Annotated in this window: 15 protein-coding genes; 11 read left to right on the top strand and 4 right to left on the bottom strand. The window is 56.1% G+C overall.

Going from position 1 to position 17,565, the window contains the following annotated elements; genetic code table 11:
* Window positions 1–2: 2 nt before the first annotated feature.
* Window positions 3–335 (bottom strand): DDRRRQL repeat protein YjdP, encoded by a 333-nt coding sequence (gene yjdP / locus ABLV30_RS20805; RefSeq protein WP_014837157.1) that lies wholly within the window; start codon window positions 333–335, stop codon window positions 3–5.
* A 69-nt stretch (window positions 336–404) separates the two neighbouring features.
* A complete protein-coding gene (gene rpiB / locus ABLV30_RS20810) occupies window positions 405–854 on the bottom strand; it encodes a bifunctional allose-6-phosphate isomerase/ribose-5-phosphate isomerase RpiB (RefSeq protein ID WP_032747528.1) in 450 nt (149 codons plus the stop codon).
* 363 nt (window positions 855–1,217) lie between these two features.
* Here rpiB and alsR point away from each other — a divergent pair, with 363 nt between their 5' ends.
* The 8 genes from alsR (at window position 1,218) to ABLV30_RS20850 (ending at window position 10,555) form a co-directional block, all read left to right on the top strand.
* A complete protein-coding gene (alsR, locus tag ABLV30_RS20815) occupies window positions 1,218–2,105 on the top strand; it encodes a D-allose utilization transcriptional regulator AlsR (protein WP_004097852.1) in 888 nt (295 codons plus the stop codon).
* A 59-nt stretch (window positions 2,106–2,164) separates the two neighbouring features.
* Window positions 2,165–3,100, top strand: coding sequence for a D-allose transporter substrate-binding protein (alsB, locus tag ABLV30_RS20820; protein ID WP_348865653.1), 936 nt, complete (start codon window positions 2,165–2,167; stop codon window positions 3,098–3,100).
* Between the two features lie 65 nt (window positions 3,101–3,165).
* On the top strand, window positions 3,166–4,698 hold the full coding sequence (gene alsA / locus ABLV30_RS20825) for a D-allose ABC transporter ATP-binding protein AlsA (RefSeq protein ID WP_265800797.1): 1,533 nt from the start codon (window positions 3,166–3,168) through the stop codon (window positions 4,696–4,698).
* Entirely contained in the window at window positions 4,677–5,657 is a 981-nt protein-coding gene (gene alsC, locus ABLV30_RS20830; RefSeq protein ID WP_348865654.1) for a D-allose ABC transporter permease, read from the top strand. The genes alsA and alsC overlap by 22 nt, the downstream gene beginning before the upstream one ends.
* 10 nt (window positions 5,658–5,667) lie before the next feature.
* The gene (gene alsE / locus ABLV30_RS20835; RefSeq protein ID WP_187228788.1) at window positions 5,668–6,363 is read left to right on the top strand and encodes a D-allulose 6-phosphate 3-epimerase; all 696 of its coding nucleotides are present in this window, start codon (window positions 5,668–5,670) and stop codon (window positions 6,361–6,363) included.
* Window positions 6,347–7,258 carry an allose kinase gene (gene alsK, locus ABLV30_RS20840; protein WP_265800796.1) on the top strand — a complete coding sequence of 304 codons (912 nt, stop codon included), beginning with the start codon at window positions 6,347–6,349 and terminating at the stop codon, window positions 7,256–7,258. Before alsE ends, alsK begins: the two co-directional genes overlap by 17 nt.
* Before the next feature lie 261 nt (window positions 7,259–7,519).
* Window positions 7,520–9,667, top strand: a complete 2,148-nt coding sequence (gene fdhF / locus ABLV30_RS20845) for a formate dehydrogenase subunit alpha (protein WP_077598876.1) — start codon at window positions 7,520–7,522, stop codon at window positions 9,665–9,667.
* Between the two features lie 204 nt (window positions 9,668–9,871).
* A complete protein-coding gene (locus ABLV30_RS20850) occupies window positions 9,872–10,555 on the top strand; it encodes a tetratricopeptide repeat protein (RefSeq protein WP_014837150.1) in 684 nt (227 codons plus the stop codon).
* Window positions 10,556–10,591: 36 nt separating this feature from the next.
* On the opposite strand, the gene gltP is transcribed toward ABLV30_RS20850, so the two are convergent.
* Window positions 10,592–11,905: a glutamate/aspartate:proton symporter GltP gene (gene gltP / locus ABLV30_RS20855; protein WP_004109428.1), complete on the bottom strand. Its 1,314-nt coding sequence runs from the start codon at window positions 11,903–11,905 to the stop codon at window positions 10,592–10,594.
* 411 nt (window positions 11,906–12,316) lie between these two features.
* On the opposite strand from gltP, the gene acs reads away from it, so the two are divergent.
* From acs to actP, 3 genes are all read left to right on the top strand, one after another.
* Window positions 12,317–14,275 carry an acetate--CoA ligase gene (acs, locus tag ABLV30_RS20860; RefSeq protein ID WP_047724829.1) on the top strand — a complete coding sequence of 653 codons (1,959 nt, stop codon included), beginning with the start codon at window positions 12,317–12,319 and terminating at the stop codon, window positions 14,273–14,275.
* 180 nt (window positions 14,276–14,455) lie between these two features.
* Window positions 14,456–14,770, top strand: coding sequence for a DUF485 domain-containing protein (locus tag ABLV30_RS20865; protein ID WP_025107683.1), 315 nt, complete (start codon window positions 14,456–14,458; stop codon window positions 14,768–14,770).
* Entirely contained in the window at window positions 14,767–16,416 is a 1,650-nt protein-coding gene (actP, locus tag ABLV30_RS20870) for a cation/acetate symporter ActP (RefSeq protein ID WP_014227565.1), read from the top strand. Before ABLV30_RS20865 ends, actP begins: the two co-directional genes overlap by 4 nt.
* 38 nt (window positions 16,417–16,454) lie before the next feature.
* Here actP and ABLV30_RS20875 read toward each other — a convergent pair whose 3' ends face one another.
* Window positions 16,455–17,558: a type 1 fimbrial protein gene (locus ABLV30_RS20875; protein WP_348865655.1), complete on the bottom strand. Its 1,104-nt coding sequence runs from the start codon at window positions 17,556–17,558 to the stop codon at window positions 16,455–16,457.
* Window positions 17,559–17,565 lie beyond the last annotated feature (7 nt).

Consider the following 17,565-nt stretch of genomic DNA (forward strand, 5'->3'; position numbering starts at 1 on the left):
CATCAATAATCATCATCCAGCCTGCGCTGGTCGCTTTCCAACTGACGGCGGTCCCGATCAAGCTGGCGCTGGCGCTCGTCAAGTTCGCGTCGGCGATCCTCAAGCTGTCGCCGCCGGTCGTCATACTGCCGCTGGCGATCGGCGCTCTGCTGGCGGCTGTCCTGATAGCGCCCATCATCATAGTCATCATCGTCAGACCGGCTATCGCCCGGATGGTAAGCATCATTAATGGCCTGCTGAATATTGCCGATCGCGTCATCAATCATATCGGCGTGCGCCAGCTGGCCGGCGAGGGACAAGGTGCAGATAAGCAAAGCGGTAGAGTAACGTTTCATAAAGCCAGTCTCATCGGGGGGCTGGCTCTACGTTAATCAAGGGCTATCGCCGGGAGTAGCGGAGGAATCTCAAATCCGCTGCTGTTCAATCGCGCCGATGGCGTCCACTCGCCCCTGATGTCGCCCGCCCTCAAATTCGGCAGCCAGCCAGGCATCGACGATCATTTTCGCCAGTTCAAGGCCGATCACCCGCGCGCCAAAGGCCAGAATATTGGTGTTGTTATGCTGTCGTGAAAGCTGCGCCGAGTAGGGCTCGCTGCACACCACCGCACGAATACCCGGGTGCTTATTGGCGGCGATAGAGATTCCGACGCCGGTGCCGCAGATCAGGATCCCGCCGTCGACCTCGCCGGCGGCAATGGCCTGAGCGACGGCGCTGGCATAGCGCGGATAGTCGGTACGTTCCGTGGACCATGCGCCTTTATCTACGACGTCAATACCGCGCTGGCGCAGATGCGCAAGAATATCGTCTTTCAGGATAATCCCGACGTGATCGCAGCCAAATGCAATCCTTTTCATACTTAGCCTCGCCTGTTGTTAACTTTACAAGGATGACTGGCGTTGTGATTTAAACGCCTAAAAATGCCCCAGGAAACGCTGAAAACAGCATCGTCAGGCTCCTTTCTACACGGGCAAATTTTACAAATCAAGACGAAAGCGTTATTTAACCTGATTTTCACCTTGCAAAAAAAGAACTGAAAAAAACAGTAATTCACTGATTTATAATGAATTCATAAGAAATTAAGATAAAATCAACATTAACAAAACTTCACGATAAACATAACTTTATAAAAAATATAATTTTGTGAAGTTGGTAGTATCTTTTTTGTTTCGCCTGTGGTGATATAGTGTCGTCTTCATTTTATGGACAATGAGAAAGCGATGAGTCAGACAGAATCCAGTTCGCTCCCTAACGGCATCGGCCTTGCCCCCTGGCTTCGCATGAAGCAGGAAGGAATGACCGAAAACGAGAGCCGTATCGTCGAATGGTTGCTTACCCCCGGCAATCTCAGCGACGCGCCGGCAATCAAGGACGTCGCGGAAGCGCTGTCGGTATCAGAAGCCATGATCGTTAAGGTTTCTAAGCTGCTGGGGTTTAGCGGTTTTCGTAACCTGCGCAGCGCGCTGGAGGCCTACTTTTCGCAGTCTGAACAGGTGTTACCGACCGAACTCTCCTTTGATGATGCGCCGCAGGATGTGGTGAATAAGGTGTTCAACATCACCCTGCGCACCATTATGGAAGGCCAGTCGATCGTGAACGTTGACGAAATTCACCGCGCGGCGCGCTTTTTTGCCCAAGCCAACCAGCGCGACCTGTACGGCGCGGGCGGCTCCAACGCCATCTGCGCCGACGTGCAGCATAAGTTTTTACGCATCGGCGTGCGCTGCCAGGCCTACCCGGACGCGCATATCATGATGATGTCCGCCTCGCTGCTGAAGGAAGGCGATGTCGTGCTGGTGGTCTCGCACTCCGGGCGCACCAGCGATATCAAATCAGCGGTAGAGCTGGCGAAAAAGAACGGGGCGAAAATTATCTGTATCACCCATAGCTATCATTCGCCGATTGCCAAGTTAGCTGATTTTATTATTTGTTCGCCAGCACCAGAGACGCCTTTATTAGGGCGTAACGCCTCAGCGCGTATATTACAACTCACATTATTAGATGCGTTTTTTGTTTCCGTTGCACAGCTCAACATTGAGCAAGCGAATTTAAATATGCAAAAAACTGGCGCGATTGTTAATTTCTTTTCACCCGGCGCGCTTAAATAAAAAACCGATCCCACACTGGTGGGATCAATATAACTGTATCCTACACTGAGAATACTGCCATGAATAAATATCTGAAACTTTTCAGCGGCACGCTCATGGGCGTAATGTTATCCACCAGCGCCTTTGCCGCCGCCGATTATGCTGTGGTATTAAAAACCTTATCCAATCCATTTTGGGTGGATATGAAAAAGGGTATTGAGGACGAAGCCAAAACGCTGGGCGTAAGCATCGATATTTTTGCCTCGCCTTCCGAAGGGGATTTTCAGTCGCAGCTGCAGCTGTTTGAAGACCTGAGCAACAAAAACTACAAAGGTATCGCCTTTGCGCCGCTCTCCTCGGTAAACCTGGTCATGCCGGTAGCCAAAGCGTGGAAAAAGGGCATCTTTCTGGTCAACCTCGATGAAAAAATCGATATGGATAACCTGAAGAAAGCCGGCGGCAACGTAGAAGGTTTTGTCACCACCGATAACGTGGCGGTGGGGGCGAAAGGCGCGGCTTTTATTATCGACAAGCTCGGCGCGGAAGGCGGCGAAGTCGCTATTATCGAAGGCAAAGCCGGTAACGCCTCAGGCGAAGCTCGCCGCAGCGGCGCCACCGAAGCCTTCAAAAAAGCGAGCCAGATCAAGCTGGTGGCCAGCCAGCCTGCCGACTGGGACCGCATCAAAGCGCTGGACGTCGCCACGAACGTGCTGCAGCGTAACCCGAACGTTAAAGCGATTTACTGCGCCAACGACACCATGGCAATGGGCGTCGCCCAGGCCGTCGCGAACGCCGGCAAAACCGGCAAGGTGCTGGTGGTGGGTACCGACGGTATTCCGGAAGCGCGCAAAATGGTCGAAGCCGGGCAAATGACCGCCACTATCGCGCAGAACCCGGCGGATATTGGCGCTACGGGTCTTAAGCTGATGGTCGACGCCGAGAAGAGCGGCAAAGTCATCCCGCTGGATAAAGCCCCGCAGTTTACGCTAGTGGATTCCATTCTGGTGACGAAATAGGTCTGTGCATCCCCTCTTTCTTTGGAAGAGGGGAAATCACGCAGCGGTAATAAAGGAAATTTTCTATGCTCACGCCATATATTTCAATGGCGGGGATCGGCAAATCCTTTGGCCCGGTTCACGCATTAAAATCGGTTGATTTAACTATTTACCCCCATGAAATACATGCTTTACTAGGGGAAAACGGTGCCGGTAAATCAACGCTGATGAAAGTATTGTCGGGAATACATGAACCGACCAAAGGCACCATTACGATTAATAACGTTAACTACCACAAGCTTGACCATAAATTAGCGGCCCAGCTCGGCATTGGTATTATTTACCAGGAGCTCAGCGTCATTGATGAATTAACGGTGCTGGAGAATTTATATATTGGCCGCCATCTGACGAAAAAAGTCTGCGGCGTCAACGTTATCGACTGGAAGGAAATGCGCGTACGGGCGGCGATGATGCTGCTGCGCGTCGGGCTGAAGATCGATTTAGACGAAAAGGTGGCGAATCTCTCCATCAGCCACAAGCAGATGCTGGAGATCGCCAAGACGCTGATGCTCGACGCTAAAGTGCTGATCATGGATGAACCGACCTCCTCGCTGACCAATAAAGAGGTGGACTATCTGTTCCTGATCATGAACCAGCTGCGTAAAGAGGGCACCGCCATTGTTTATATCTCGCACAAGCTGGCGGAAATACGACGCATCTGCGACCGCTACACGGTGATGAAAGACGGCAGCAGCGTCTGCAGCGGGAAGGTCAGCGAAGTGAATAACGACGACATCGTACGCCTGATGGTCGGCCGCGAGCTGCAAAACCGCTTCAACGCCATGAAAGAGAGCACCGGCAACACCGCCCGCGAGACGGTGTTCGAAGTGAAAAACGTCACCAGCCATGACAAGAAAAAGGTACGCGATATCTCATTTAGCGTGAATCGCGGCGAAATTCTCGGCTTTGCCGGGCTGGTCGGCTCCGGGCGCACCGAGCTGATGGACTGCCTGTTTGGAGTCGATAAGCGTAGCAGCGGTGAAATATACCTCAACGGCAACGCGATCTCGCCCCGCTCGCCGCTCGACGCCTTAAAGAAAGGCATGGGGTATATCACCGAAAGCCGCCGGGAAAACGGCTTTTTCCCCAATTTTTCCATCGCCCAGAATATGGCGGTCAGCCAGAGCCTGAAGCGCGGCGGCTACAAAGGGGCCATGGGGCTGTTCCGCGAAGGCGACGAACGCAGAACGGCGGAGGAGCAGCGCAAGCTGCTGGCGCTGAAGTGCCATTCGGTCGATCAGAACATCACCGAGCTCTCCGGCGGCAACCAGCAGAAGGTGCTGATTTCCAAATGGCTATGCTGCAGCCCCGAAGTGATCATTTTTGACGAGCCGACGCGCGGTATCGACGTGGGCGCAAAAGCCGAAATTTATAAAGTGATGCGCCAGCTGGCCGATGACGGAAAAGTCATCCTGATGGTGTCGTCCGAACTACCTGAAATTATCGCCGTCTGCGACCGCATTGCCGTGTTCTGCGAAGGGCGACTGACGCAAATCCTGACCAATCGCGACGACATGAGCGAAGAGGAGATTATGGCATGGGCACTACCACAAGAGTGAAAGGCGAGATGGGCGAGAAAAAACCGTTTAACTTCGCGCTGTTCTGGGATAAATACGGCACCTTTTTTATTCTCGCCATCATCGTCGCCATCTTCGGCACCCTGTCGTCAGAGTACTTCCTGACGACCAACAATATTACGCAGATCTTCGTCCAGAGCTCGGTCACCGTCCTGATCGGCATGGGCGAGTTCTTCGCGATCCTCGTCGCCGGGATCGACCTGTCGGTCGGGGCGATCCTCGCGCTCTCCGGGATGGTCACCGCGAAGCTGATGCTGGCGGGCGTCGACCCGTTCCTCGCGGCGCTGATTGGCGGCGTGCTGGTCGGCGGCGCGCTGGGGGCCATCAACGGCTGCCTGGTCAACTGGACCGGCCTGCATCCGTTCATTATTACCCTCGGCACCAACGCCATCTTCCGCGGTATTACGCTGGTGATCTCTGATGCCAACTCGGTGTACGGGTTTTCTTTTGATTTCGTTAACTTTTTCGCCGCCACGCCGCTGGGCATTCCGGTTCCGGTGATCTTCTCGCTGATTGTGACGGTGATCCTGTGGTTCCTGACCACCCGTATGCGCGTGGGCCGCAACATCTACGCGCTGGGCGGTAACAAGCACTCCGCTTTCTACTCCGGCATCGACGTCAAGTTCCACATGCTGCTGGTGTTCATCATTTCCGGCGTTTGCGCCGGGCTGGCGGGCGTGGTCTCCACCGCCCGCCTCGGGGCGGCGGAACCGCTGGCCGGCATGGGCTTTGAAACCTACGCCATCGCCAGCGCCATCATTGGCGGCACCAGCTTCTTCGGCGGTAAAGGACGCATCTTCTCGGTGGTCATCGGCGGCCTGATTATCGGCACTATCAACAACGGACTGAACATCCTGCAAGTACAAACCTACTACCAGCTGGTGGTAATGGGCGGATTAATCATCGCGGCTGTCGCCCTCGACCGTCTTATCAGTAAGTAAGGAATTTATCATGAAAATTGCTCCCTCTTTAATGTGTATGGATCTGCTGAAATTCAAAGAACAGATCGAGTTTATCGACCAGCACGCAGACTATTTTCACATCGACATTATGGACGGTCATTTTGTACCAAACCTGACCCTGTCGCCGTTTTTCGTCAGCCAGGTCAAAAAGCTGGCCAGCAAACCGCTGGACTGCCATCTGATGGTCACCCGCCCGCAGGACTACATTAGCCAGCTGGCGCAGGCGGGGGCGGATTTTATCACCCTGCATCCGGAAACGATTAACGGCCAGGCCTTCCGCCTGATCGAAGAGATCCGTCGCCAAGGCATGAAGGTCGGACTGATCCTTAACCCGGAAACCCCGGTTGAGACCATGAAGTACTACATTCATAAAGCCGACAAAATCACGGTGATGACCGTCGATCCGGGCTTCGCCGGGCAGCCGTTTATCCCGGAGATGCTGGAAAAAATCGCCGAACTGAAAGCCTGGCGCGAGCGCGAGGGGCTGAGCTACGAGATCGAAATCGACGGCTCCTGCAATAAAGCCACCTATCAAAAACTGATGGCGGCGGGCGCGGACGTCTTTATCGTCGGCACATCAGGCCTCTTCAATCACGCCGATAAGATAGAAGACGCGTGGCAGATCATGGCAGAGCAGATCCTGACGGCAAAACGCGAGGTAATGCCTCATGCAAAAACAGCGTAACGTCGTCGCGGGCGTGGATATGGGCGCGACCCATATCCGGCTTTGCCTGCAAAAGGCGCAGGGCGAAGCGTTGCACTGCGAAAAGCGGCGCACCGCCGACGTGATTAGCGCCGACGGCCTGGTCAACGGTATTAAAAACCTGCTGCAGCAGCAGCTGACCCAGCACGACGCCCACTGCTGCGGGCTGGTGATGGGGTTTCCGGCGCTGGTGGCAAAAGACAAGCGGACGATTATCTCAACGCCCAATCTGCCGCTGGCCGCCGACGACCTGTATAACCTGGCCGACCGGCTGGAAGCGGCGCTGGGCTGCCCGGTGGAGTTTTCCCGCGATGTGAATCTGCAGCTCTCTTTTGATGTGCAGCAGAACGGCCTGCAGGAGCAGGAGGTGCTGGCGGCCTATCTTGGCACCGGTATGGGCTTCGCGGTCTGGCTGAACGGCGGACCGTGGACCGGCGCCCACGGCGTGGCGGGCGAGCTGGGGCATATTCCGCAGGGCGATGACGCCCTCACCTGCGCCTGCGGCAACCCCGCCTGTCTGGAAACCGTCTGCTCCGGGATTGCGCTAAAGCGCTGGTATGAACAGCAGCCGCGCGCCTATGAACTGGGCGAGCTGTTCGTTCACGCCGCGCGGGAGCCGTTTGTGCAGCAGCTGCTAAACCACGCCGCCCGCGCCATCGCCACCAGCATCAACCTGTTCGACCCCGATGCGGTGATCCTCGGCGGCGGCGTGATGGATATGCCCGCCTTCCCGCGTGACGCCGTCATCGCCATGGTCAAAACCTACGTCCGCCGTCCGCTGCCGTATCAGGCCGTACGCTTTATCGCCGCCTCCTCTTCCGCGTTTAACGGCGCTCAGGGCGCGGCGGCGCTGGCGAGAAGCCGGTATTTAACCTGACCGGGGTAACGCCCATAAGCCCGGACCTGCCTCTTCCCACATCCCCGGCGGCGGTGCTGCGCGCCTGGCCGGGCTACCCGGCCGCGTCACAGGCGCCCGCGTCGACACGTCAAAACTGACGATAGCCTGTTTTTCGTCAGCATTTCGCCCAAAAAAACGACGTATCATCAGTCAATACCCACAGTGAAAACATGGCATAGAAGATGCATAGTGACGGCGCGATAGCGCGTATGCGCCAATTGATTAACTGGAGCAAGACCGATGAAAAAAGTCGTCACGGTTTGCCCGTATTGCGCATCAGGTTGCAAAATCAACCTGGTGGTCGATAACGGCAAAATCGTTCGGGCGGAGGCGGCACAGGGGAAAACCAACCAGGGAACCCTGTGTCTGAAAGGCTATTATGGCTGGGACTTCATTAACGATACCCAGATCCTTACCCCGCGCCTGAAAACCCCGATGATCCGTCGCCAGCGCGGCGGCAAGCTGGAATCCGTCTCCTGGGATGAGGCGCTCGATTACGTCGCCACTCGCCTCAGCGCCATTAAAGAGAAGTATGGCCCGGACGCGATTCAGACTACCGGTTCGTCCCGCGGGACGGGTAACGAAACCAACTATGTGATGCAAAAATTCGCGCGCGCCGTTATTGGTACCAATAACGTCGACTGCTGCGCACGCGTCTGACACGGCCCATCGGTTGCAGGTCTGCACCAATCGGTCGGTAACGGCGCTATGAGTAATGCCATCACCGAGATCGACAACACCGATCTCGTGTTTATCTTCGGGTATAACCCGGCAGATTCACACCCTATTGTGGCGAATCACGTGATTAACGCCAAACGCAATGGGGCGAAAATCATCGTCTGCGATCCGCGTAAAATCGAAACCGCGCGCATCGCCGATATGCACATTGCGCTGAAGAACGGCTCGAATATCGCGCTGCTCAACGCTATTGGGCACGTGATCATCGAAGAGGATCTCTACGATAAATCCTTCGTCGCCAGCCGTTCCGAAGGCTTCGAAGAGTATCGCAAAATCGTCGAAGGCTATACGCCGGAGTCGGTGGAAGAGATTACCGGCGTGAGTGCCCAGGAGATCCGCGCCTGCGCCCGCATGTACGCCAGCGCGAAATCCGCCGCCATCCTGTGGGGCATGGGCGTCACCCAGTTCTACCAGGGCGTAGAGACCGTACGTTCGCTGACCAGCCTGGCGATCCTCACCGGCAACCTCGGCAAGCCGAGCGTCGGCGTCAACCCGGTGCGCGGCCAGAACAACGTTCAGGGCGCCTGCGACATGGGCGCGCTGCCGGATACCTATCCGGGCTATCAGTACGTTAAATTCCCGGAAAACCGCGAGAAGTTCGCCAAAGCCTGGGGCGTCGACAGCCTGCCGGCGCACACCGGCTACCGCATCAGCGAGCTGCCGCACCGCGCGGCGCATGGCGAAGTGCGGGCGGCGTACATCATGGGGGAAGATCCGCTCCAGACCGACGCCGAGCTGTCCGCCGTGCGTAAGGCTTTCGACGATCTGGAACTGGTTATCGTCCAGGATATTTTCATGACCAAAACCGCCTCAGCGGCCGACGTTATCCTGCCCTCCACCTCGTGGGGCGAGCACGAAGGCGTTTATACCGCAGCGGACCGCGGCTTCCAGCGCTTCTTTAAAGCGGTAGAGCCGAAGTGGGACCTGAAAACCGACTGGCAGATCATCAGCGAAATCGCCACCCGGATGGGTTACAAGATGCACTACAACAACACTCAGGAAATCTGGGACGAGTTGCGTCATCTGTGCCCGGATTTCTACGGCGCCACCTACGAGAAAATGGGCGAGCTGGGCTACGTCATGTGGCCGTGCCGCGATGAGTCCGACGCCGACCAGGGGACCTCTTATCTGTTTAAAGAGAAGTTCGATACCCCGAACGGTCTGGCGCAGTTCTTCACCTGCGACTGGGTCGCGCCGATTGATAAGCTCACCGACGAATACCCGATGGTGCTGTCGACGGTGCGCGAAGTCGGCCACTACTCGTGCCGTTCGATGACCGGCAACTGTGCGGCGCTGGCCGCGCTGGCGGATGAACCGGGCTATGCGCAGATCAATACCGCTGATGCCGAACGTCTGGGCATTGAGGATGAGGCGCTGGTGTGGGTGAACTCGCGTAAGGGCCGTATTATCACCCGCGCGCAGGTCAGCGATCGTCCGAATAAAGGGGCGGTCTATATGACCTACCAGTGGTGGATTGGCGCCTGTAACGAGCTGGTTTCCGAGAACCTGAGCCCGATAACCAAAACGCCGGAGTACAAGTACTGCGCCGTCAACGTTGAGCCGATTGCCGACCAGCGGGCCGCCGAGCAGTACGTAATTGACGAGTACAATAAGCTGAAAACCCGCCTGCGCGAAAGCGCGATGGGCTAATCAGGCCGCCTCCCCGGAGGCGGTGCTTCGCACCTGTCCGGGCTACACAATCCGTAGCCCGGGCAAGAAATTTACGCCGCAACCCGGGAAACAGACGGCACGATGGTTCGAGTAAAACGTTCATATCCCCCACTCGTTCCCGTCGTTTTCTTCTCCTTCACCTGCCTTTATACTGCTCGCTATGTCCTCTACCGATAATAAAAAATGAAATACCTCTATTTACTGCTGGTGATGGCAAGCGTCGCCGCAGGCGCCATGGAACCCGGCAGCCAGTACAAACCGCTGGCCGAAGCGGGCGACCCGCGCGCGCAGTACTACCTGGCCGACACTTACGTCAGCTTCGGCGATTTTCCGCAGGCTGAATACTGGGCGCAGAAAGCGGCAGACAAGGGCGACGGCGATGCGCTGGCGCTGCTGGCTCAGCTCAAAATCCGCAATCCGCAGCAGGCCGACTACCGCCAGGCGAAAGCGCTGGCGGAAAAGTCGGTGCAGACCGGCAGCAGGGCGGGAGAAATAGTCCTCGCCCGGGTGCTGGTGAACCAGCAGGCCGGTACGCCGAACTATCCGCACGCCATCTCCCTGTTACAGCATGCCGCCCAGGATCCGGAAAGCGATTCAGCCGTCGACGCCCAGATGCTGCTGGGGCTTATCTACGCCAGCGGCGTTCATCCCCCGGAAGATGACGTAAAGGCGACGCAGTATTTTAAAGAGAGCTCTGCCCTCTCCCGCACCGGCTACGCTGAATACTGGGCCGGGATGCTTTTCCAGCAGGGAGAAAAAGGCTTTATCGAACCCAACAAGCAGAAAGCGCTGCACTGGCTCAACGTCAGCTGTCAGGAGGGGTTTGATACCGGCTGTGAAGAGTTCGACAGGATCAGTAAAAGATAAGAAAAAGCCCGGTGCGATGTCACCGGGCTTTCTGTTTTATTGCGCCGTTTTATCAAATTTTCCCAGCACTTCACGCTCGTACGCCAGCGCTTTTTTGCGGTCAAACTTGTGTTCCCATTTGGCGATCACCAGCACCGCCAGCGCGTTGCCCACCACGTTCAGCGCGGTACGCGCCATATCGAGGATACGGTCAACGCCAGCGATAAACGCCAGACCTTCCAGCGGAATGCCCACGCTGCCCAGCGTCGCCAGCAGCACCACGAAGGAGACGCCCGGTACGCCGGCAATCCCTTTCGACGTCACCATCAGCGTCAGCACAAGGGTAATTTCCTGCCAGATGGAGAGGTCGATACCGTACAGCTGGGCAATAAAGATCGCCGCAATGCTCTGATACAGCGTTGAACCATCGAGGTTAAAGGAGTAGCCGGTCGGCACCACGAAGCTGGTGATTGATGCCGGCGCGCCATAGGCTTCCATCTTCTCAATAATCCGCGGCAGCACGCTCTCGGAGCTGGCGGTAGAGTAGGCCAGAATCAGCTCATCCTTCAGAATGCGGATCAGGGTCCAGATGCTCAGCCCGCACACCCGCGCCACGATGCCTAATACCACCAGCGCAAAGAACAGAATGGCGAAATAAACCAGAATCACCAGCTTAGCCAGCGGCCACAGCGAGGCGAAGCCGAAGGTCGCCACGGTCACCGAAATCAGCGCGAACACGCCCACCGGCGCATAGCGCATGACCATGTGCGTCACTTTGAACATGGTTTCTGAAATAGAGCGGAACACCGTTACCAGCGGTTCGCGATGGGTGGCGGGCAGCGAGGAGAGGCCCAGACCAAACAGCACCGAGAAGAAGATGATCGGCAGCATGTCGCCTTTCGCCATCGAGGCCACGATATTGGTCGGGACCAGCGAGAGGATCGTGCCCATCAGGCCATGCGCGTGGCTCTGCACTTCCGCCGTGGTGTTTTGATATTTCGAAATATCCACCGCCGCCAGCTGCGACATATCGATTCCGCTCCCCGGCTGGAAGACGTTAGCCAGGGTAATCCCCAGCACGATCGCCACCGTGGTGATCACTTCAAAATAGATAATGGTCTTCGCGCCGATACGGCCCAGCTGCTTCGCATCGCCCACGCCCGCAATACCGACCACCAGGGTCGAGATGACGATCGGTACGACGATCATTTTAATCAGATGGATAAAGATATCGCCTGCCGGAGTCAGCAGGTTTGAGATTAACCAGTCACGGCTTTCGGCATGGTAATGCAGGTAACTGCCCAGAAGTATGCCCAGCACCAGAGCCAGCAAAATTTGCCAGGCCAGGCTGACTTTTGTTTTTTTCTTCACTACAGACTTCCTCGATGAAAAGCGCCATTCCGGGAGGTAATGGCACCCACTGAAAGGGGTATGAATTGTGTTGCGTTGCTTTATAGGGTTATTTAACGCGCAATATCAGTATCATTTGCACGGCATGCTGCGCAAGTCTTTAAGAACAGCGGTTTACTCTGGTTTTATGCATAAACCCGCTAATATCCCCACCTTATGTTGCATAAGTATTTGTTATAAAAAATATTTAATATATTCATTTTCTATAAATCCACTTCAGAAATTATTTCATATCAAAGTTTCATTTGATTGCTTTTCATTCAATTTAATTATTGCGTGATCTGCCCCCCAAATAGCAAACAAAGCCGCCAAAGCCCCTACTATTAACGTTTATTTGACATATATTTAACAACCTACAGGAGAAAAAAAGCCATGAGCCAAATACATAAACACTCTATTCCCGCTAATATTGCGGAACGTTGCCTGATTAACCCGGAACAGTACCAGGCGCAGTATCAGCAGTCCGTCACCGAACCTGACGCCTTCTGGGGCGAGCAGGGCAAAATCCTTGACTGGATAAAACCCTATACGCGCGTGAAAAACACCTCGTTCGCGCCGGGCAATATTTCCATTAAGTGGTATGAAGACGGTACGCTGAACCTCGCCGCTAACTGCCTCGATCGCCATCTGGCGGAGCGCGGCGACCAGACGGCCATCATCTGGGAAGGCGACGATGCCAGCCAGAGCAAAAACATCACTTATCGCGAGCTACATCGCGATGTCTGCCGCTTTGCCAACGTCCTGCTCGATCTGGGCATTAAAAAGGGCGATGTCGTGGCTATCTATATGCCGATGGTGCCGGAAGCGGCGGTGGCCATGCTGGCCTGCGCGCGTATCGGCGCTATCCATTCGGTCATTTTCGGCGGCTTCTCGCCGGAGGCGGTCGCCGGCCGTATCATCGATTCCAACTCTCGCCTGGTGATCACCTCGGATGAAGGGCTGCGCGCCGGCCGCGCTATCCCGCTGAAAAAGAACGTCGACGACGCGCTAAAAAATCCGAACGTGAAGAGCATCGAAAACGTGGTGGTGTTCAAACGTACCGGCGGCAAAATCGACTGGCAGGAAGGCCGCGACCTGTGGTGGAGCGATCTGATCGAGAAAGCCAGCGCGGAACACCAGCCCGAAGAGATGAACGCCGAAGATCCGCTGTTTATCCTTTATACCTCCGGTTCGACCGGTAAGCCAAAAGGCGTGCTGCACACCACCGGCGGCTACCTGGTCTATGCGGCGTCAACCTTTAAATACGTGTTCGACTATCATCCGGGCGACATCTACTGGTGCACCGCCGACGTCGGTTGGGTCACCGGCCATAGCTACCTGCTCTACGGCCCGCTGGCCTGCGGCGCGACGACGCTGATGTTCGAAGGCGTACCGAACTGGCCGACCCCGGCGCGTATGTGCCAGGTGGTCGATAAGCATCAGGTCAACATTCTTTATACCGCCCCTACGGCGATCCGCGCGCTGATGGCGGAGGGCGATAAGGCCATCGAAGGCACCGACCGCTCTTCCCTGCGCATTCTCGGCTCCGTCGGCGAACCGATTAACCCGGAAGCCTGGGAGTGGTACTGGAAGAAGATCGGCAACGAGAAGTGCCCGGTGATGGACACCTGGTGGCAGACCGAAACCGGCGGCTTTATGATCACCCCGCTGCCCGGCGCTATTGAGCTGAAGGCCGGTTCCGCCACGCGTCCCTTCTTCGGCGTCCAGCCGGTGCTGGTGGATAACGAAGGCGCGCCGCTGGAAGGCGCGACCGAGGGGAACCTGGCGATCGCCGATTCCTGGCCGGGCCAGGCGCGCACGCTGTTTGGCGACCACGAACGCTTCGAACAAACCTACTTCTCCACCTTTAAAAATATGTACTTCAGCGGCGACGGCGCGCGCCGTGACGAAGATGGCTACTACTGGATCACCGGCCGCGTCGATGACGTGCTGAACGTTTCCGGCCACCGTCTGGGTACCGCCGAAATTGAATCGGCGCTGGTGTCGCATCCGAAAATCGCCGAAGCGGCGGTGGTCGGCATTCCGCATAACATCAAAGGCCAGGCCATCTACGCCTACGTGACCCTCAACCATGGCGAAGAGCCGACGCCGGAGCTCTACGCCGAGGTACGCAACTGGGTACGTAAAGAGATTGGCCCGCTGGCGACGCCGGACGTGCTGCACTGGACCGATTCGTTACCAAAAACCCGTTCGGGCAAAATCATGCGCCGCATTCTGCGCAAAATTGCCGCGGGCGATACCAGTAACCTCGGCGATACCTCAACGCTTGCCGATCCTGGCGTGGTGGAAAAACTGCTCGAAGAGAAGCAGGCCATCGCTATGCCATCGTAAACCAACGATCCCCTACACCCTCTCCCCACCAGGGGAGAGGATATAATTACGACTCCCCAAGGATTTCAGGTAGCAGGAAAGCGGTAAACAGGCTGATTCCCGACAGTTAACTGCCGGGCGGATGAGTGTTGCCGACGACCGGCGCGTGAATGACGAAAGGGAACCTCTGGAGACGCTACGATGAACGAACAGATTTGTCAGCGGATAGAAAATAGTGCGCATTTTAAGGAGCTTGTTGCAGCCCGGCAAAGGTTTGCCGCCATCCTGTCACTGATTATGCTGGTGATTTATGTGGGCTTTATTCTGCTTATCGCCTTCGCCCCCGGCTGGCTGGGCACGCCGCTGCATGCGGGAACCAGCGTCACCCGGGGTATTCCGATTGGTATCGGCGTGATCGTTATCTCTTTCGTCTTAACCGGAATATACGTCTGGCGGGCAAACGGTGAATTTGATCGGCTGACGAAAAGCGTTCTCAGCGAGGTAAAAGCATCATGAAGAAAGTCCTGACGGCGCTCGCCGCCACGCTCCCGTTGACCGTCAATGCCGCGGATGCTCTCACCGGCGCGGTACAGCGCCAGCCGACCAACTGGCAGGCGATTATCATGTTCCTGATTTTCGTCGCCCTGACGCTCTATATCACCTGGTGGGCCTCAAAACGCGTACGTTCGCGCAGCGATTACTACACCGCGGGCGGCAATATCACCGGTTTCCAGAACGGGCTGGCGATTGCCGGCGATTTTATGTCGGCGGCCTCGTTCCTCGGCATTTCCGCGCTGGTTTACACCTCCGGCTACGATGGGCTGATCTACTCGCTCGGTTTCCTCGTCGGCTGGCCGATTATTCTGTTTCTTATCGCCGAACGCCTGCGTAACCTCGGCCGCTACACGTTTGCCGACGTAGCGTCCTATCGTCTAAAGCAGGGGCCGATCCGCACCCTCTCCGCCTGCGGTTCGCTGGTAGTGGTGGCGCTCTATTTGATAGCCCAGATGGTCGGCGCGGGTAAGCTTATCCAGCTGCTGTTCGGCCTCAACTACCACGTTGCGGTGGTGCTGGTCGGCGTGCTGATGGTGCTTTACGTCCTCTTTGGCGGCATGCTCGCCACCACCTGGGTGCAGATTATCAAAGCCGTCCTGCTGCTGTTCGGCGCCAGCTTTATGGCCTTTATGGTGATGAAGCACGTCGGCTTCAGCTTCAATAATCTGTTCACCGAAGCGATGGCGGTCCACCCGAAAGGCTCGGCGATTATGAGCCCCGGCGGACTGGTGAAAGACCCGATATCGGCGCTATCGCTAGGCCTCGGGCTGATGTTCGGCACCGCGGGTCTGCCGCATATTCTGATGCGCTTCTTCACCGTGAGCGACGCCAAAGAAGCGCGTAAGAGCGTGTTCTACGCCACCGGCTTTATGGGCTACTTCTATATTCTGACCTTTATCATCGGCTTCGGCGCCATCATGCTGGTGGGGGCGAATCCGGCGTTCAAAGACGCGGCCGGTCAGCTTATCGGCGGTAACAATATGGCGGCGGTGCATCTGGCGGACGCGGTCGGCGGTAACCTGTTCCTCGGCTTTATCTCCGCCGTGGCCTTCGCCACTATTCTGGCGGTGGTCGCTGGCTTGACGCTGGCTGGCGCGTCGGCGGTCTCTCACGACCTGTATGCGAACGTGTTCCGTAAAGGGGCGACCGAGCGTCAGGAGCTGAAGGTGTCGAAGATTACCGTGCTGATCCTCGGCGTGGTGGCGATTCTGCTGGGCATCCTGTTCGAGAATCAGAACATCGCCTTTATGGTCGGCCTCGCGTTCTCCATCGCCGCCAGCTGTAACTTCCCGATTATCCTGCTGTCGATGTACTGGTCGAAGCTGACCACCCGCGGGGCGATGATTGGCGGCTGGCTGGGTCTGCTGACCGCGGTGATTCTGATGATCCTCGGCCCGACCATCTGGGTGCAGATCCTCGGTCACGAAAAGGCGATATTCCCGTATGAATATCCGGCGCTGTTCTCTATCGCCGTGGCCTTTATCGGTATCTGGTTCTTCTCCGCCACCGATAGCTCAGCGGAAGGCGCGCGCGAGCGCGAGCTGTTCCGCGCTCAGTTTATCCGTTCGCAGACCGGTATCGGCATCGAGAAAGGCCAGGCGCATTAATCATTGCCCGTTCCCCGGCCTGCCGGTCGGGGAATATTTTATTGGTAGATAAAGGTTATCGTTCCGCTCGCATTCGCGGTGCCTGGCGTCACGTTAGATCCGGTTTTGTAATAGTTCGCGGTAAACGTCAGGACGTTCGATGCCGCCGCCCCGCCGGGATTATCAGGATCGGTGAATATTGTATAGCTGGCCTCCGAGCCGGGGTTGGTCACAGTCGTTCTTTTCGATTCTGAAAATACCCTGTAGATTGCATTATTCACGATTAATGGTGTGTTATAAAGATTCAGCTGTACTCCAACGCCGGTCGCTACGTTTTCGCCGGACGTTAACGCAATAACGGTATGATCGGAATTATCACCCTCCGCTTCTGGCGCCGTAACGCGCATCGCCACGAATGTTCCCGGCTCACAGGTTAGGGTCAGCGTTTGCTGAGCTGAGCCAGCTTTGTTAGAAAGATTAAACTCACTTGTTTTCACTGAGCCCATTTGGAAATTCAGCGCGGTCGAATCAACCGAACACCCCATCGGGGTCAGCTGGATTTTTGTCGAGCCCGTCACGTGCAGCTGGGAAATAGCCATCGTTCCGTCAAGATCCAGAATAGAAACCGTGGAAATCGGATCGGCCAGCATCAGCGTGCTGTTACTGGCAATAGCTCCCCCCGTTGCCACAAGCTGGACCTGGTACGTTGGCGCATAATATGTGCTTGCCTTGTCATCAAAAGATCCATTAGGTTTTCCCAGATACAAGTCTGCATCACCGATATGATGAACGCTGTAGTCAGCATTAAAATCATCGTTATCACCACCATATTCACCCGTGATATTGAGCCAGAATTTGACGCGAATACCGATACCCTGCACGGAGGTCGAGTAGATGTTATCCCCCACTAAGGTGCCCGCATTCCCCGAGCTCCATCCGAACAGTGCATATAACCAACCCCGACAATCCGTAATGGAGGTGGTTGGATGCGTTATCTGCCCTGAATCATAAAGGATGGTCCCCGCCGAGTAGCTACCGGCATTAACCAGTATCTGTGGAGGTAAATTAGTTAAAGCGATATCGCCCGAGTTTGCACCCGTTTGGCATGCCCAACTGTAAGCCGGTAATAAGCAGGCCAGCAGCAATAAAATTAACGTCTTCATAGTTCTT

Source organism: Klebsiella sp. CN_Kp113 (assembly GCF_040064585.1).
GTDB classification, from domain to species: domain Bacteria; phylum Pseudomonadota; class Gammaproteobacteria; order Enterobacterales; family Enterobacteriaceae; genus Klebsiella; species Klebsiella michiganensis.

Bases quoted from the DNA above. Each gene is read 5' to 3' on its own strand.
- yjdP (WP_014837157.1), bottom strand. From the start codon at position 335: ATGAAACGTTACTCTACCGCTTTGCTTATCTGCACCTTGTCCCTCGCC.
- rpiB (WP_032747528.1), bottom strand. From the start codon at position 854: ATGAAAAGGATTGCATTTGGCTGCGATCACGTCGGGATTATCCTGAAA.
- alsR (WP_004097852.1), top strand. From the start codon at position 1,218: ATGAGTCAGACAGAATCCAGTTCGCTCCCTAACGGCATCGGCCTTGCC.
- alsB (WP_348865653.1), top strand. From the start codon at position 2,165: ATGAATAAATATCTGAAACTTTTCAGCGGCACGCTCATGGGCGTAATG.
- alsA (WP_265800797.1), top strand. From the start codon at position 3,166: ATGCTCACGCCATATATTTCAATGGCGGGGATCGGCAAATCCTTTGGC.
- alsC (WP_348865654.1), top strand. From the start codon at position 4,677: ATGGGCACTACCACAAGAGTGAAAGGCGAGATGGGCGAGAAAAAACCG.
- alsE (WP_187228788.1), top strand. From the start codon at position 5,668: ATGAAAATTGCTCCCTCTTTAATGTGTATGGATCTGCTGAAATTCAAA.
- alsK (WP_265800796.1), top strand. From the start codon at position 6,347: ATGCAAAAACAGCGTAACGTCGTCGCGGGCGTGGATATGGGCGCGACC.
- ABLV30_RS20850 (WP_014837150.1), top strand. From the start codon at position 9,872: ATGAAATACCTCTATTTACTGCTGGTGATGGCAAGCGTCGCCGCAGGC.
- acs (WP_047724829.1), top strand. From the start codon at position 12,317: ATGAGCCAAATACATAAACACTCTATTCCCGCTAATATTGCGGAACGT.
- ABLV30_RS20865 (WP_025107683.1), top strand. From the start codon at position 14,456: ATGAACGAACAGATTTGTCAGCGGATAGAAAATAGTGCGCATTTTAAG.
- actP (WP_014227565.1), top strand. From the start codon at position 14,767: ATGAAGAAAGTCCTGACGGCGCTCGCCGCCACGCTCCCGTTGACCGTC.
- ABLV30_RS20875 (WP_348865655.1), bottom strand. From the start codon at position 17,558: ATGAAGACGTTAATTTTATTGCTGCTGGCCTGCTTATTACCGGCTTAC.